Below are 14,451 nucleotides of genomic sequence, written 5' to 3' on the forward strand. Positions count from 1 at the left end.
GTTGACCCGGGCCAAGGAGCTCCGGGCAGTCTGTGCCCAGTCCCCAAAGGAGTCTCCGATGTCCAACGCCTGGTCCTTCGAAACCCGCCAGATCCACGCCGGCCAGGAGCCGGACAGCGCCACCGGTGCCCGGTCGCTTCCGATCTACCAGACGACGTCGTTCGTCTTCCCCAGCGCTGAAAGCGCCGCCAACCGGTTCGCCCTCGCCGAACTGGCTCCCATCTACACCCGGATCGGCAACCCCACCCAGGACGCCGTGGAACAGCGCGTGGCCAGCCTGGAAGGCGGGCTCGCGGCGCTCTTGCTGAGCTCCGGGCAGGCCGCGGAGACTTTCGCGATCCTGAACATCGCCGAGGCCGGAGACCATGTGGTGGCCAGCCCCAGCCTCTACGGCGGCACCTACAACCTCCTGGCGCACACCCTGAAGAAGTTCGGTATCTTCGTAACGTTTGTGGAGGACCCGGACAACCTGGCCCAGTGGCGCGACGCCGTGCAGCCCAACACCAAGCTGTTCTTCGGCGAAGTGGTCTCCAACCCGCGCCAGGACGTCCTGGACATCGAGGGCATCTCGCAGGTGGCCCATGAGGCCGGGGTGCCGCTGATCGTGGACAACACCCTTTCCACGCCGTACCTCATCCGGCCGATCGAATGGGGCGCGGACATCGTGGTCCACTCCGCCACCAAGTACCTCGGCGGCCACGGCGCCGCGATCGCCGGCGTGATCGTGGACTCCGGCAACTTCGACTTCGGCGCGGATCCGGAGCGGTACCCGGGATTCAACACCCCTGACCCCACCTACAACGGCCTGGTCTACGCCCGGGACCTCGGCAAGGACGGCGCCCTCGGCGCCAACCTCTCCTACATCCTCAAGGCACGCGTCCAGCTGCTGCGCGACCTCGGCTCGGCGGTATCCCCGTTCAACGCCTTCCTCATCGCCCAGGGCATCGAGACCCTGAGCCTGCGCGTGGAGCGGCACGTCGCCAACGCCACCGCTGTCGCCGAATGGCTCGAGGCCAGGGACGACGTCGAATCGGTCGCCTATGCCGGGCTGCCGTCGAGCCCCTGGTACGAGCGCGGCCGCAAGTACGGGCCCAGGGGGACCGGCGCCGTCGTGGCCTTCAACATCGCCGGGGGAGCGGAGGCCGGCAAGCGGTTCGTCGACGCCCTGGAGCTGCACTCGCACGTCGCGAACATCGGTGACGTGCGCTCGCTGGTCATCCACCCGGCGTCGACCACGCACAGCCAGCTCTCCCCGGAGCAGCAGGCCGTTGCCGGCGTCAACCCCGGTCTGGTGCGCCTGTCCGTGGGCCTGGAGCACATCGACGACATCCTCGCGGACCTCGAAGCCGGCTTCCGGGCGGCCAAGGACGCCTAAGCGAGGTCAACGCCGAGTTTCCCCACCTTTGCGGGCATGAGGCCGGGAGTCGCCGACACTCCGGGGCGACCCGCCGCCCACGGCCTTCAAAAGTGGGGAAACTGCGGTGCTGACGCATGTGGCTGTCACACGGGCGTCACAATCTTCGCCACAACGCCGCCGCATTTCGTAAGCTCAGTGCAGGTCATGAGTGCCAGCGACAGCCCCGGCTTGCTGGCCGGCAACCCTCCTTTCGCGGCGGGGTGCCCCGGGTGAAGACCTGGCCTGCCGGTCAGCTGACGGTGGGCAAGCGCGAAGTTAGGTCCTCACATGACGATTGCCGTCACCCGCCAGGGTGCACCCGTAAACACGACCGCCCACGTCCAGGCCCCGGTTCCGGGTGATGCAGCCCTGGATGGAACGGTCCGGTACCTCCGGATTGGCGACCTGGACCTCGAATCCGGCGCCCGGCTGCCGGATGTCACCCTTGGCTATGAGACCTGGGGAACCCTCAATCCGGACGGCTCCAATGCGGTGCTGATCGAACACGCCCTGACGGGGGACACCCACGTCACGCGGGGTGCCGGCGAGGAACCGGGGTGGTGGGAGCAGCTTGCCGGACCCGGCGCCCCCGTGGACACGGACAAGTACTTCGTCGTCTCTATCAACATCCTTGGCGGCTGCTACGGCTCGACGGGACCCTCGACGCCGGCGCCGGACGGCCGGCCCTGGGGGTCCCGCTTCCCGCTGGTCACCCTGCGGGACACGACGGCGGCCGAAGCCAGGCTGGCGGACGCCCTGGGCATCCGCAGCTGGTACGCCGTGCTGGGCGGTTCACTGGGCGGGGCGCGGGCACTCGAGTGGGCCGTCAGCTACCCGGACCGGGTCCGGCGCTGCGGCGTGTTTTCGGTGGGCGCCAGCAGCACCGCCGAACAGATTGCCTTCGCCCAGGCCCAGACCCTGGCCATCAGGCAGGACCCCAACTTCAACGGCGGGGACTACTACGGCGGTCAGCAGCCGGAAGCAGGCCTGGCACTGGCCCGGCGGATCGCCCACATCACCTACCGCTCGGCCGCGGAGCTGGATGGACGGTTCGGCCGGAATGCCCAGGAACAAGAGGCCCCGCTGGAAGCAGGCTCGCTGGCCGGCCGCGGCCGCTACCAGGTGGAGAGCTACCTCGACCACCAGGGCAACAAGCTGGTCCGCCGCTTCGATGCGAACAGCTACATCGCCATCACCGAAGCGCTCATGAGCCATGACATCAGCCGCGGCCGCGGCGCCCTCACGGAGGCCCTGGCCCCGGCCACGGCGGAATTCCTGGTGGCAGCCGTCGACTCGGACCGGCTGTACTTCCCGGCCCAGTCCCGGGCGCTCGCCGCCGCCCTGCCGGGGGACGTGGCCGTCCACACCATCGAGGCGCCGATCGGACACGACGGTTTCCTGACCGAGATCGGCCAGCTCAGCACCCAGCTTCGGCAGAACTTCTTCGGCTAGGCGTACTTCGGCACTCTGCCGGACGGGCCGCGCCGGTCCGGCAGAACGACGTCGGGCCCGGACTGGCGCCGGAGGAAGGACCGGCAACCGCCCTGGGAATTTGCCTCGGCCGCCGGGAACTCCGCCGGCGAGCTCCGCACCCGCTGGCAGGACGCCGCTGTGCGCTCGCGCACCCTCGTGGGCGAGGCCCTCGCCGACGGCGGGACGGACTCGCTGGCACGCCGTGCATGGCCCGACGGCGGGGCGCCCAGCCTGCGGTGGATCCTTTGCCACATGATCGAGGAGTACGCCCGGCACAACGGCCACGCCGATTTGCTGCGCGAATCCGTGGACGGAAGCACCGGAGAATGAGGCCAGTTGTGCATTTTTGCAGATGCGCTCTGCACTAATGGCCGTTGAGGACCGGGGCTTGAGCGTCCATACTCGTTGAGAATGATGCCCGTGTCACAAATCACAGGTATCCATTGCCCAGAGGTCCATAGGGTGTCGACGGAGACGCCAAAGGAGTCGAAATGAGTACGCAAAACGCTGCCGCCAGGCGGCCGGAAGAGGAAGACGTCAAATCGTCCGGCCTCAAGAAAGTTGTAACGGCCTCCATGGCCGGCACCGTAGTCGAATGGTATGAGTTCTTCCTCTACGCCTCCGCGGCGACCCTCGTCTTCGGCAAGATCTTCTTCCCGAACTCCGGCACGGAACTTGACGGCATCATCGCCGCCTTCCTGACCTACGCCGTCGGCTTCGTTGCCCGCCCCATCGGCGGCATCGTCTTCGGCCACTTCGGCGACAAGTTCGGCCGCAAGCAGCTGCTCCAGCTCAGCATCATCCTGGTGGGCGTCTCCACCTTCCTGATGGGCTGCCTGCCCACCTTCCAGCAGATCGGCTACTGGGCTCCGGCACTCCTCGTCTTCCTGCGCTTCGCCCAGGGCTTCGCTGTTGGCGGTGAATGGGGCGGTGCAGTCCTGCTCGTTGCCGAGCACAGCCCCAGCAAGTCCCGCGGCTTCTGGTCCTCCTGGCCGCAGTCCGCCGTTCCGCTGGGCAACCTGCTCGCCACCGGTGTGCTGTTCGCGCTGTCCGCCACGCTGTCTTCCGCTGACTTCCTCAGCTGGGGCTGGCGCGTGGCCTTCTGGCTCTCCGCCGTGATCGTGCTGGTCGGCTACTACATCCGGACCAAGGTCACTGACGCCCCCATCTTCCTGGAGGCCCAGAAGGAAGTCGCGGAAGAGAAGAAGGGCTACGGCGTCGGCGAAGTGTTCCGCCGCTACCCCCGCGGCGTTTTCACCGCCATGGGCCTGCGCTTCGCGGAGAACATCCTCTACTACCTCGTGGTCACGTTCTCCATCACCTACCTGAAGGTCATCGTCCAGACGGACACCTCCCGGATCCTGCTCCTGCTGCTCGTGGCGCACGCAATCCACTTCGCCGTGATCCCCATGGTCGGCAAGCTCTCCGACAGCCTCGGCCGCAAGAAGGTCTACATGGCGGGCGCCATTCTGGGCGGCACCTGGGGCTTCTTCGCCTTCCCGATGATGGACACCAAGAACGACCTCATCATCCTCGCGGCGATCACCATCGGCCTGCTGTTCCACTCGCTCATGTACGCCGGCCAGCCGGCCATCATGGCCGAAATGTTCCCGACCCGGATGCGCTACTCCGGCGTTTCGCTGGGCTACCAGGTCACCTCGATCGTGGCCGGCTCAATGGCGCCGATCATCGCCGTCGCCCTGCTCAGCCAGTTCAAGTCCTCGACGCCGGTGGCCATCTACCTGCTCGGCGCCTGCGTGGTCACGATGGTGGCCGTGTTCTTCCTCAAGGAAACCCGCGGTATCTCCCTGCACGACGTCGACGCCGCGGATGCCCAGGGCACCGCGGACCTGCTCGCCGCTGCCAAGAAGTAGGCAAGCAGAACCGACAGCAACAACGAAGCAACGGCAACAGCCCGGGCCCCGCACTGCGGGACCCGGGCTGTTGCCGTCTGCGCCGCCGATTCAACAGGCCGCTCCTGCGGCAGCGATCCACCACTGCGCTAGGCTCCGGTTATGCCACTCCTCAACAGTTCGCTCCACGCTGCGAACCAGCGGGTGACCCACAACTGGTCCATGGCCGTGCCTGCGGAGCGCGTCTGGTGGGGGCTCACCAGCCCTGAGGCTTTGCCGCACTGGCTGGGGAAACTGATCTCGGGGAGGTTCCTCGTCGGCAACGCCATCACGATTAAGCATGCCAAAGGCTATGTCTGCACCAGCCGTATTCAAGAGTGTGAAGCGGCGCAGATTCTTGGCATGACGTGGGAGTTCCCAGACGAACCTCTCTCGCAAGTGAGGATTGTGCTCACTTCAGGCGGCAGGTCGACACGCTTGGCGTTGCAGCACGACGGGCTCGGAAACCACGCCGCGGACTACCTGCCCGGCTGGCACACACACCTTCTTTACCTTGAAGCGCTGCTCCTGGGTCAACCGCTCTCGCTGGCCGACTTCTGGTCCACCTACAACGGAATCGCCGACTCCTGAATCTGCCGGATCGGGGCCCCGCACCGCGTCAGCTGGCCGGCTCAGCCCGCCAACACGTCCTGGCGCGCGGAAATCTCGGTCCGGATCGCCTCCAGCACGGCCTGCACCGGCGCCGAACGCAGGGACTCGGCCCGTGCCACCGCCCAGATGGGGAGCTGCCGCTGGAAGTCGTCCGGCAGCACGGGTAGGAACGTGGGGTCGCCCACCACCAGGAAGTTGGGCAGCAGGCCGATCCCGGCACCCCGCCGGACGGCTTCCAGCTGGGCGAAGATGCTGGTGGCCTGGAAGCTGGACCGCGGGACGGGCAGCTGGGTGGAACGGTGGCCCAGTTCTGCGACCTGCAGTGCCGACTCCACGTACGAGACAAAGCCGTGCTGCCGGACGTCGTCGAGCGTCACCGGCAGACCGTGCTCTCCGGCGTACTGCGGGCTCGCATAGAGCCGGAGGAAGTAGTTGGACAGGAAGATGGTCTGCGCATTGCTGACGTCCAGGTTGCCCACCACCACCTCGAGGTCCACTCCGGACCGGTTCTGGCTGACCTTTCGGGTGGCGCTGAGCATTTCGACGTTGAGCAGCGGGTGCGCCCCCTGCAGCCGCACCAGGGCGGGCGCCACGAAGCCGGCGCCGAAGCCGTCCGGGGTGCTGATCCGGACCAGGCCAGAGAGGACGTCTTCGGACTGCGCGATCCGGTTGGTGAGCGCCCCGAGCGTTTCCTCGATCGCCTCCGCAGCGGCCACCGCCTCATTGCCGAGGTCTGTCAGTTCCCAGCCGTGCGGGCTCCGCTCCAGCGTGCGCCCGCCGAGCTGCTTGTCCAGGGCCAGGATCCGGCGGGAGATGGTGGTGTGGGTGGTACCGAGCGTTTCCGCCACCGCATTGAACCTGCCCAGCCGGGCAACGGTCAGCAGGATCAGCAGATCGTCGGGACTCGGAAGCCGCCTTAAGTCCACCAGAACTCCTTCGGATCAAGGTATGTGCATCCATGCACATACCGTCTGTAGTTTTTCCCCTTGATTGCACTGTAACAGGGTGTGATGCTGGACACGGAACTTCCGGTGAACGGCCGGAACGCGCGCACGGCGCGTATCAGCAGCACCGGCAAGACCTGCGGCAACGACGCGCAGGAACACGCAAAGCAAAGGAGCTTATGCCATGGCAGTAATCGCTTGGATCGGACTGGGGAACATGGGCGGGTCCATGTCGGTAAATCTCGCCAAGGCCGGCCACGACGTCCGCGGCTTCGACCTGAACGCCGAGGCCGTGGCCGCCGCAGAGGCGGGCGGCGTCAAGCCCGCCGGGAGCATCGCCGACGCCGTCGACGGCGCCGACGTCGTCTTCACCATGCTTCCCAAGGGCGAGCACGCCCGCGCCGTCTACCTCGGTGAAGGCGGTGTCCTGGCCCATGCGGACACCCGCACGCTGCTGGTGGATTCCTCCACGATCGACATCGCCTCCGCCCAGGCCCTGCACGACGCCGCCGCTGCCGCCGGCTTCCGCTTCGTCGACGCACCGGTGTCCGGCGGCATGAGCGGCGCGAAGGCCGCCACCCTGACCTTCATGATCGGCGGCGAGGCCGGGGCCGTGGCCGAGGCCACCGAGTACATCAGGCCGATGGCCGCCAACATCATCCCGACCGGCGGGGCCACCACCGGCCAGGCCGCCAAGATCTGCAACAACCTCATGCTTTTCATCAACCTGGCCTCCACGGCCGAAGGCGCTGTCCTGGCCGACCGGCTCGGGCTGGACAAGCAGGTCTTCTGGGACATCGCATCCGTCTCCTCCGGCGACAGCTGGGCGCTGCGCACGTGGTACCCGGTGGCCGGCGTGGTCCCCACCGCGGCCTCCAACAACGACTTCGCCCCGACCTTCACCACTGAGCTGGCCAACAAGGACATCGGACTCGCCATCAGCGCGGCCCGGGACACCGGCACCCCGCTGGAAATCGGCGAGCACGTCCAGCAGCTCTTCCAGCGCCTGATCGACGCCGGCCAGTCCGGCACCGACTGCTCCGCAATCGTCAAGCTGGTCGACGGCTCCCTCGACGCCGCCAACTAGCCTCCACATTTTTTAGAAAGAGAACCACCATGGAACGCATTCCGCACTTCATCAACGGCGCCCTGATTTCCGACGCCGAGCGCTACGGCCCGGTCTTCAACCCGGCCACCGGCGAGCAGGAGAAAGAGGTCGCCCTGGCCTCCGCCGCCCGCGTCGAGGAGGCCATCGCGGCCGCCCGCGCCGCCCTGCCCGGCTGGCGCGCCACCAGCCTCGCCAAGCGCACCACCATCTTCTTCAAGGTCCGCGAACTGCTCATGCAGCGCCGGCCGGAACTGGCCGCCCTCCTGACCAGCGAACACGGCAAGGTCCTCTCCGACGCCGAGGGCGAGATCACCCGCGGCCTGGAGAACATCGAATTCGCCACCGGGCTGTCCCACGCGCTCAAGGGCGAGCGCTCCGAGCAGGTGGCCGGCGGCGTCGACGTCCACTCCGTGCGCCAGCCGGTCGGCGTCGTCGCCTGCATCACCCCGTTCAACTTCCCGGCCATGGTGCCGCTGTGGATGATCGGCAGCGCCCTGGCCTGCGGCAACACCGTGCTCCTCAAGCCCAGCGAGAAGGACCCGTCCTCCGCTAACTTCATCGCGCAGGTCTTTGCCGAGGCCGGCCTGCCCGCCGGTGTGCTCAACGTCGTGCACGGCGACAAGGAAGCCGTCGACGTCCTGCTCGAACACCCGGACGTCAAGGCCATCAGCTTCGTCGGCTCGACGCCGATCGCCCAGTCCATCTACAAGCGCGCCGCCGACCACGGCAAGCGTGTCCAGGCCCTGGGCGGCGCCAAGAACCACATGGTGGTCCTGCCCGACGCGGACCTGAACATGGCCGCCGACGCCGCCGTCTCGGCCGCCTACGGTTCCGCCGGGGAACGCTGCATGGCGGTCAGTGTGCTGGTCGCCGTCGGGAACATTGCCGATGAGCTCGTCGATGCGATCACCACCCGGATGGCCACGCTCAAGATCGGCCCCGGCACGGACCCGGCATCACAGATGGGCCCGCTCATCACCGCCGAGCACCGCGACAAGGTCGCCTCCTACGTCGCCGGCGCGGCCGAGGAAGGCGCCACCGTGGTGGTGGACGGCCGGGACCAGCAGTTCGACTCCAACGGCTTCTTCATCGGCGTCAGCCTGGTTGACCACGTCAAGCCCGGCATGAAGGTCTACGACGACGAGATCTTCGGCCCGGTCCTGTCCGTGGTCCGCGTCGAGAGCTACGCCGACGCCGTCCAGCTCGTCAACGACAACGAGTTCGGCAACGGCACGGCGATCTTCACCCGCGACGGCGGCGCCGCGCGGCAGTTCGAGTTCGACGTCGAGGCCGGCATGGTGGGCGTCAACGTGCCCATCCCAGTTCCGGTGGGCACCTTCTCCTTCGGCGGCTGGAAGAGCTCGCTCTTCGGCGACACCCACATGTACGGCCCTGAAAGCATCCGGTTCTACACCCGCGGCAAGGTAGTGACCACCCGCTGGCCGGATCCGTCCACCTCGGTCATCGACCTCGGCTTCCCGCAGGTCGACTAGCCCCCCCCACGCCAAAGCAACGCGGGGTCACTCCCAGCCCATCCACGACTGGATTTTGGGCCGTAAGTGACTCCGCGATGCTTGGGTTTTGGGGATTAGAGTGGGCTGGCAGGATCACCCAGGACCCAGGAGGCATTGTGACCACGCTCATCAACCGCCCCAATACGGCTTTGCTCGTCGTCGACATGCAGCTCGGCGTCGTCGCGGATGCCTATCGCCGCGACGACGTCATCGCGACCATCGCCGCCCTCGTGGAGAAGGCTCGCGGCGCCGGCGTCGACGTCGTCTGGGTCCAGCACAGCAGCGAGGAGCTCCCGCGGGGCAGCGACGCGTGGTCGTACGTGCCGGAGCTCGCCCGGCGCGAGTCGGAGCCCCTCCTGCCGAAAGAGTACAGCGACGCGTTCGAGGCGACCGGCCTTGAGTCTGTGCTTGCCGATCGCGGCATCGGCCGGTTCTTCCTGGCCGGAGCGCAGACCGACGAGTGCATCCGTTCGACCCTCCACGGCGGTATCACCCGCGGCTACGATGTCACGCTGGTCGCGGACGCCCACACCACCGAGGACCTGAGCGAATTTGGCGCGCCGCCGCCGGAGCTGGTGGTGGCGCACACCAATTTGTACTGGCAATATCACAAGGCCCCGGGGAGGACGGCGGGAACGGTCAACGCGGCCGACGTCGACTTCGCTAGCCCTTCATGATCTCCGCACGCTGGGCCATGTAGTCCTCCATGGTGAGATCGCCGTCGCTGTAGCGCTGGTCCAGTTCCGCGAGCTTGCGAGCCCGGAATCCCTGCGGCGCTGCCGCGGACGGCGGCGGGGGCACGGCGGGCCCGGAAGGCGGGGGAGCGCTGGACTGCTGGGTACCGAACTGCGGGGCACCGAACTGCCCGGCGTCCTGCTGCGGGAAGGGCCGTGGCTGGTTGCCGGGGTAGTCCGGGCTGTCCTCATAGGGGACGGGGTACTGGCCGGGGTACTGCTGGTTTGGGTACTGGCCGGGGACCTGTCCGCCCGGGTACTGCTGGTTTGGGTACGGCTGGTTTGCCGGCGGCATGGGCTGCCGCGGTGCGCCGAGCTCGCCGAACGCCCCGAAATAGTCCCGTTGGGTCATGCCGTCGCGCGGCTGCTTGTTCTGCTGCCCCGGATAGGGGCCGGGACCGAAACCGGATTGGCCGCCGGGGAACTGCCCGAACTGGTCCGGGCCGCCGGGCATGCCTTGGTTCTGGTTCCTGCCCCGCATGGACCTCTTGTAGTAGCGCATCGCCATCGGGATCAGGAATGACAAAATGATGATCCAAAAGAACAGACTGTTCACGGTACCGGGCCTCTCAGGAAGTGTACTTCCAGCTTAACGCCCGCACTCTGTCTGACGTGCCCCACGGTGCCCGGCCGCCCGGGGGCAGCGGCGTGGTCATGCGGCACGGACGGCCGGCAGCCCCAGGAACCTGCCGTACGACGCCACTGCCAGGTTGATGGCGGATTCCGTTTCGGGATCCGGCCTGATCCGCAGCCGGATATCCAGTTCGCAGCGGCCGCGGACCAAGCGGTGCCGCCACACCCCGGCCAGCCGGCCGTCCCGCAAAACCAGATGGGCCGGTTCGCCCGCTACCGGAGCAAACGGCGCCGCGCCGCCCAGATAATGCCGCGACGCCGAGTACCCCATGACGTATTCGTCGTAGCACTGGACCAGATCGATCCGGGGCGGGACGCTGGCGGCCGCCGTGACGGCAGCCTCCGGCGCAACATGGAAGTCGACGCCGTCGATCCGTACTGTCTCCAGCGACCCGGGCGTGCTGTCCTGCAGGAGCCGCAGCCCTGCCCGGACGTCCGCCAGGGTCAGTCCGGACCAGTCCGCGCAGTCCCTGTCCGTCGCCGGGCCGCGGCTGGCGAAGTACCGCCGGACGAGTTCGGCCAGGGCTGCCGGCCTTTCCAGCAGCGAGGCCGGGGCGGCGGGAACGCGCTCCTCAAAGAGCGCGTAGCTCTGCTTCAGCGCGCCTCCCGCGCTCCGCACCGGGGCCCCGCTGGCAAGCACCCCGCTGGCCTCCGCGTGCATGATCCGGTAGGCCAGCCCGAGGCCCTCGGCGGCCAGGCCGGCTGTCCGGAGCACTTCGGCGAGCTGCTCCCTGGTCTTGTGCTTGCCGCCGTCCACGGCTGCGGCCAGCACCCGGTTGCTCTGCGCGGCCTCAGCGGCATCTAGCCCGGTCCGGCGATACATCCCCGCGTTCCCCTTGTGAATCCGCGGCGCGGAGAGCGCCAGCAGCCAGCGCAGATCGTCCCGGTGCACAAAATGCCACGTGGGCCTCAGAATGTGGGTGCGCAGGATGGTCCCGTCGGACACGGCCTGCTCCACCGCGGCTGCTGTGGTTCCCGCGCTGCGCTGGGCCAGCGTCCAGCGGGCGTAGGCGAACTCCTGGGACTGCACCGCCAGCAGGTTCTTCAACGCGTCCTCCGCCGTGGGCGCGAAAGGTTCGCGCAGCCGCTGATGGCGCAGCCGCAGCCGCACGACGTCGTCGGGGTCCATCACATCATTCCGGCCGCTGCGCTGCGGCGGTCAGGAGCGCACGGGCTCTTCGGCACCGGGCGGGCCTTCGCCCGAGCCGAGCGGCATTCCGGGGCCGAAGACCGGGCCGGGGAGGGGGCGCTTGGCCGTAATGCCGTCGCCGGAGGACCGGTGCCGAAGCCGGCGGACCACCCACGGCACAAAGTGTTCGCGCGCCCACACCAGATCCCCGGAGCGTGCCTGCCGCCAGCTGCGGGGCGGCAGGGGCTTGGGGGAGAGCGGTTCCAGGGTGTGCTCGACGTTCAGGGAATCCAGGACCATGGCCGCAATGGTGTGGTGGCCCAGCGGCGAGAAGTGCAGGCGGTCCGCATCCCACATTTGCGGATCGTTCAGCTGCCGCAGGGACCACATGTCCGCGATGATCGCATCGTGGCGGGCCGCAATGGTGCGGAGGTTCTCGTTGTAGATGGCCACTTTGCTGCGCACCCGGCCCAGCACGGTCGAACCGGTGTCGGGGCCGTTGAAGAGGACCACCGTGGCGCCGGCCAGGCTGAGGATCTGCACCACCGAGTCCAGCTTCTCGGCCAGGGCATCCGGATCCCCGCCGGGGCGGATCAGGTCGTTCCCGCCGGCGGACAACGTCACAAGATCGGGCCGGAGGGACAGGCAGTGGGCCAACTGCTGGTCCACGATCTGCTGCAGGAGCCGGCCCCGAACGGCCAGGTTGGCGTAGGCAAAACCCTCGTGGCCGCGGCTGAGCTCCTCGGCCACGCGGTCCGCCCAGCCCCGGTGGCCGCCCGGACTCGCCGGTTCGGGATCACCGATGCCTTCCGTGAAGGAATCCCCCATGGCCACATAGCGGGTCCAGGGGTGGGTAACGGCGTTGTCTGGAGAGTTCTCCATGGCTTCGGTTTCGCTCACCTTCATATCGTGCACTGTTCCTGCAAAGCTACGCCACCGTAGGTTGTTACCTTCGGGTAACTGTAAGAATGGACCCATGACTTCCGCCGCTGCCTTCCCCGCCCCCGTTGTCCTCTGGTCCAAGCCCGCGGAGGAGCGGGCCGGAAAGCCGCTCCTGGTTCTGCTGCACGGCTACGGGGCCAACGAAGAGGACCTCCTGAGCCTGGCGGACATGCTGCCGCAGGAATTCGTGGTGGCCTCGGTGCGCGCCCCGCTGGTGTCCGGTGCGGGTTTTACCTGGTTCCCGCTGACTGCATCGATCGACTACACCCTGGAAGCGGTCAAGGATGCCGCCTCGTACGTAGAGGACTGGCTTGACTCGGTCCGGCCGGACCACCCGTCCGTGACGCTGCTGGGCTTTTCGATGGGGATGGCGCTGGCCACCACCCTGCTCCGGCGGCGGCCCGCGGACTACGCCGCCGTCGTCGGGCTGTCCGGGTTTGCGGTCGACGCCGACGGCGACCCCAGCTTCCGCGACGCCGAACTGGACGGGACGGTGCCGGTGTTCTGGGGCCGCGACCAGCAGGATCCGGTCATCACGCCGGACAAGATCGAGTTCACCATGGGCTGGGTGCGCAAGCACGTGAAGCTCACCAAGGTGCTCTACAGCGGCATGTGGCACGGCATCAACCAGCAGGAAATCGGGCACGTCTCCGAGTTCCTCACGCACGGCGTGCTGGCCAAGTAGCCCCACGGCGCAACTCGCCCCACGACGGCCGGCGGCTTCCGCCCGGCGTCGTGCGTCCGCGTCGAATGCCGGGGGCTAGGCTCCGGCGGGGGTGCTGATCCGCACGGTCTGGCCGTTCACGGTCACGGTGTCGCCGTGACGGAGCTGGCGGCCGCGGCGTTCGTCGATCTCACCGTTGACCTTGACGAGCCCGGCCTTGATCAGCTCAGCCGCCTCCACACCGTCCTCGACCAGGCTGGCGAGCTTCAGCAGCTGGCCGAGCCGGATCATGTCGTCGCGGATGGGGATCTCTTCGATTTCCGGGTTGCTCATACAAGCAATGATGCCTGACGTAAGGTGGCAGGAATGACCCATACTCCCCGGCTTCCGTTCCTCGCCGGGCTGCCCCTCGCAGTGGCGGCGGGGCTGCTTATGCCTGTCCAGGGCAGGATCAACGGCGCCCTCGGTGCGGCGCTCGCGGACGGGATCGCCGCCGCCGTCGTGAGTTTCACCACCGGACTGGCCCTGATGACTGTGATATCGCTCGCACTGCCGCGCGGCAGGGCCGGGCTCCGGCAGATCCTGCCGGCTGTCCGGGAGCGTAAATTCCCGCCCTACTATCTCCTGGCCGGCTGCATCGGCGGGTTCTTCGTCTTCGCGCAGTCGTTCACCGTGGGCCTGCTGGGCGTCGCCCTGTTCACCGTTGCCACCGTGACCGGACAGACCCTGAGCGGACTGCTTGTGGACCGGATGGGGATCGGCCCGGCCGGCAAGAGGTCCATCACCGGGATCCGGGTGATCGGCAGCATCCTGACCGTCGCCGCCGTCGCCTGGGCCGTCTCGCCGCGCTTCGCCGGCACGGGTCCCGGGCCGGGGGAGCTGCTGGTGCCGGTGCTCCTGCCCGTGCTGGCCGGGTTCCTGATGAGCTTCCAGCAGGCCATGAACGGCACCGCCGCCATGCACTACGGCACGCCCATTGCCGCGACACTCATGAATTTCATCGCCGGGTCGGTCATGCTGTGGGCCGCCTGGCTGGTCAAGACCGCCGTCACGGGACCGGGCAACGCGCTGCCGGGGGAATGGTGGTACTACCTTGGCGGACCCTTGGGCTGCGTCTTTATCGGCGTCGGAGCCCTGCTGGTCCGCAGCCTGGGCGTCCTGGTGACGGGACTCGGCATGATCGCGGGCCAGCTGCTGGGCTCCCTGGGGCTGGACCTCGTCTTCCCGGCGCCCGGCACCGTGGTGGCGCTTCCCACGGTACTCGGGACGCTGCTGACCCTCGCCGCGATCGTGCTGGCAAGCCTGCCGTGGCCGAAGGGCGCCCTGAAGCGTTGACCCTGAAGCGGTGACCCTGAAGCGGTGTCCCTGGTGTGACCCTGAAGCGGCGCCGGGTGCCGACGGGCCGGTAGG

General features: G+C 68.0%; 15 protein-coding genes and 1 riboswitch. Of the genes, 10 read left to right on the top strand and 5 right to left on the bottom strand.

Going from position 1 to position 14,451, the window contains the following annotated elements; all coding sequences use genetic code 11:
* The first annotated feature begins 1 nt into the window (after window position 1).
* From AC1DC5_RS09845 to AC1DC5_RS09865, 5 genes are all read left to right on the top strand, one after another.
* Window positions 2–1,375 (top strand): bifunctional o-acetylhomoserine/o-acetylserine sulfhydrylase, encoded by a 1,374-nt coding sequence (locus AC1DC5_RS09845; protein WP_441405577.1) that lies wholly within the window; start codon window positions 2–4, stop codon window positions 1,373–1,375.
* Between the two features lie 182 nt (window positions 1,376–1,557).
* A riboswitch (SAM riboswitch) is annotated at window positions 1,558–1,673 on the top strand.
* An 11-nt stretch (window positions 1,674–1,684) separates the two neighbouring features.
* Window positions 1,685–2,848: a homoserine O-acetyltransferase MetX gene (metX, locus tag AC1DC5_RS09850; protein ID WP_441405576.1), complete on the top strand. Its 1,164-nt coding sequence runs from the start codon at window positions 1,685–1,687 to the stop codon at window positions 2,846–2,848.
* A 15-nt stretch (window positions 2,849–2,863) separates the two neighbouring features.
* The gene (locus tag AC1DC5_RS09855) at window positions 2,864–3,199 is read left to right on the top strand and encodes a mycothiol transferase (protein WP_441405607.1); all 336 of its coding nucleotides are present in this window, start codon (window positions 2,864–2,866) and stop codon (window positions 3,197–3,199) included.
* Between the two features lie 161 nt (window positions 3,200–3,360).
* A complete protein-coding gene (locus AC1DC5_RS09860) occupies window positions 3,361–4,743 on the top strand; it encodes an MFS transporter (RefSeq protein WP_441405575.1) in 1,383 nt (460 codons plus the stop codon).
* A gap of 141 nt (window positions 4,744–4,884) precedes the next feature.
* Window positions 4,885–5,352: an SRPBCC domain-containing protein gene (locus AC1DC5_RS09865; RefSeq protein WP_476865017.1), complete on the top strand. Its 468-nt coding sequence runs from the start codon at window positions 4,885–4,887 to the stop codon at window positions 5,350–5,352.
* A 41-nt stretch (window positions 5,353–5,393) separates the two neighbouring features.
* Here AC1DC5_RS09865 and AC1DC5_RS09870 read toward each other — a convergent pair whose 3' ends face one another.
* On the bottom strand, window positions 5,394–6,299 hold the full coding sequence (locus AC1DC5_RS09870) for a LysR family transcriptional regulator (RefSeq protein ID WP_476865018.1): 906 nt from the start codon (window positions 6,297–6,299) through the stop codon (window positions 5,394–5,396).
* Window positions 6,300–6,501: 202 nt separating this feature from the next.
* Between AC1DC5_RS09870 and mmsB the strand changes: the two genes are divergently transcribed.
* The 3 genes from mmsB (at window position 6,502) to AC1DC5_RS09885 (ending at window position 9,616) form a co-directional block, all read left to right on the top strand.
* Window positions 6,502–7,404 (top strand): 3-hydroxyisobutyrate dehydrogenase, encoded by a 903-nt coding sequence (gene mmsB, locus AC1DC5_RS09875; RefSeq protein ID WP_476865019.1) that lies wholly within the window; start codon window positions 6,502–6,504, stop codon window positions 7,402–7,404.
* A 29-nt stretch (window positions 7,405–7,433) separates the two neighbouring features.
* On the top strand, window positions 7,434–8,918 hold the full coding sequence (locus AC1DC5_RS09880; RefSeq protein WP_476865020.1) for a CoA-acylating methylmalonate-semialdehyde dehydrogenase: 1,485 nt from the start codon (window positions 7,434–7,436) through the stop codon (window positions 8,916–8,918).
* Between the two features lie 137 nt (window positions 8,919–9,055).
* Window positions 9,056–9,616 (top strand): isochorismatase family protein, encoded by a 561-nt coding sequence (locus AC1DC5_RS09885; protein WP_476865021.1) that lies wholly within the window; start codon window positions 9,056–9,058, stop codon window positions 9,614–9,616.
* Here AC1DC5_RS09885 and AC1DC5_RS09890 read toward each other — a convergent pair.
* The 3 genes from AC1DC5_RS09890 to AC1DC5_RS09900 form a co-directional block, all read right to left on the bottom strand.
* On the bottom strand, window positions 9,603–10,229 hold the full coding sequence (locus AC1DC5_RS09890) for a hypothetical protein (RefSeq protein WP_476865022.1): 627 nt from the start codon (window positions 10,227–10,229) through the stop codon (window positions 9,603–9,605). The two genes, AC1DC5_RS09885 and AC1DC5_RS09890, sit on opposite strands and share 14 nt — an antisense overlap.
* A gap of 96 nt (window positions 10,230–10,325) precedes the next feature.
* Window positions 10,326–11,435: a winged helix DNA-binding domain-containing protein gene (locus AC1DC5_RS09895; protein ID WP_476865023.1), complete on the bottom strand. Its 1,110-nt coding sequence runs from the start codon at window positions 11,433–11,435 to the stop codon at window positions 10,326–10,328.
* A gap of 30 nt (window positions 11,436–11,465) precedes the next feature.
* Complete coding sequence (locus AC1DC5_RS09900) at window positions 11,466–12,341, bottom strand: SGNH/GDSL hydrolase family protein (protein WP_441405568.1); 876 nt, start codon at window positions 12,339–12,341, stop codon at window positions 11,466–11,468.
* A gap of 70 nt (window positions 12,342–12,411) precedes the next feature.
* Here AC1DC5_RS09900 and AC1DC5_RS09905 point away from each other — a divergent pair, with 70 nt between their 5' ends.
* Window positions 12,412–13,062 (top strand): alpha/beta hydrolase, encoded by a 651-nt coding sequence (locus AC1DC5_RS09905; protein ID WP_476865024.1) that lies wholly within the window; start codon window positions 12,412–12,414, stop codon window positions 13,060–13,062.
* Between the two features lie 75 nt (window positions 13,063–13,137).
* On the opposite strand, the gene AC1DC5_RS09910 is transcribed toward AC1DC5_RS09905, so the two are convergent.
* A complete protein-coding gene (locus AC1DC5_RS09910; protein ID WP_441405566.1) occupies window positions 13,138–13,374 on the bottom strand; it encodes an RNA-binding S4 domain-containing protein in 237 nt (78 codons plus the stop codon).
* A 33-nt stretch (window positions 13,375–13,407) separates the two neighbouring features.
* On the opposite strand from AC1DC5_RS09910, the gene AC1DC5_RS09915 reads away from it, so the two are divergent.
* Window positions 13,408–14,376, top strand: a complete 969-nt coding sequence (locus AC1DC5_RS09915) for a DMT family transporter (protein ID WP_476865025.1) — start codon at window positions 13,408–13,410, stop codon at window positions 14,374–14,376.
* The last annotated feature ends 75 nt before the right edge of the window (window positions 14,377–14,451 follow it).

It is taken from the genome of Arthrobacter sp. 10L424 (assembly GCF_056395325.1).

Bases quoted from the DNA above. Each gene is read 5' to 3' on its own strand.
- metX (WP_441405576.1), top strand. From the start codon at position 1,685: ATGACGATTGCCGTCACCCGCCAGGGTGCACCCGTAAACACGACCGCC.
- AC1DC5_RS09860 (WP_441405575.1), top strand. From the start codon at position 3,361: ATGAGTACGCAAAACGCTGCCGCCAGGCGGCCGGAAGAGGAAGACGTC.
- AC1DC5_RS09865 (WP_476865017.1), top strand. From the start codon at position 4,885: ATGCCACTCCTCAACAGTTCGCTCCACGCTGCGAACCAGCGGGTGACC.
- mmsB (WP_476865019.1), top strand. From the start codon at position 6,502: ATGGCAGTAATCGCTTGGATCGGACTGGGGAACATGGGCGGGTCCATG.
- AC1DC5_RS09880 (WP_476865020.1), top strand. From the start codon at position 7,434: ATGGAACGCATTCCGCACTTCATCAACGGCGCCCTGATTTCCGACGCC.
- AC1DC5_RS09895 (WP_476865023.1), bottom strand. From the start codon at position 11,435: ATGGACCCCGACGACGTCGTGCGGCTGCGGCTGCGCCATCAGCGGCTG.
- AC1DC5_RS09900 (WP_441405568.1), bottom strand. From the start codon at position 12,341: ATGAAGGTGAGCGAAACCGAAGCCATGGAGAACTCTCCAGACAACGCC.
- AC1DC5_RS09905 (WP_476865024.1), top strand. From the start codon at position 12,412: ATGACTTCCGCCGCTGCCTTCCCCGCCCCCGTTGTCCTCTGGTCCAAG.
- AC1DC5_RS09910 (WP_441405566.1), bottom strand. From the start codon at position 13,374: ATGAGCAACCCGGAAATCGAAGAGATCCCCATCCGCGACGACATGATC.
- AC1DC5_RS09915 (WP_476865025.1), top strand. From the start codon at position 13,408: ATGACCCATACTCCCCGGCTTCCGTTCCTCGCCGGGCTGCCCCTCGCA.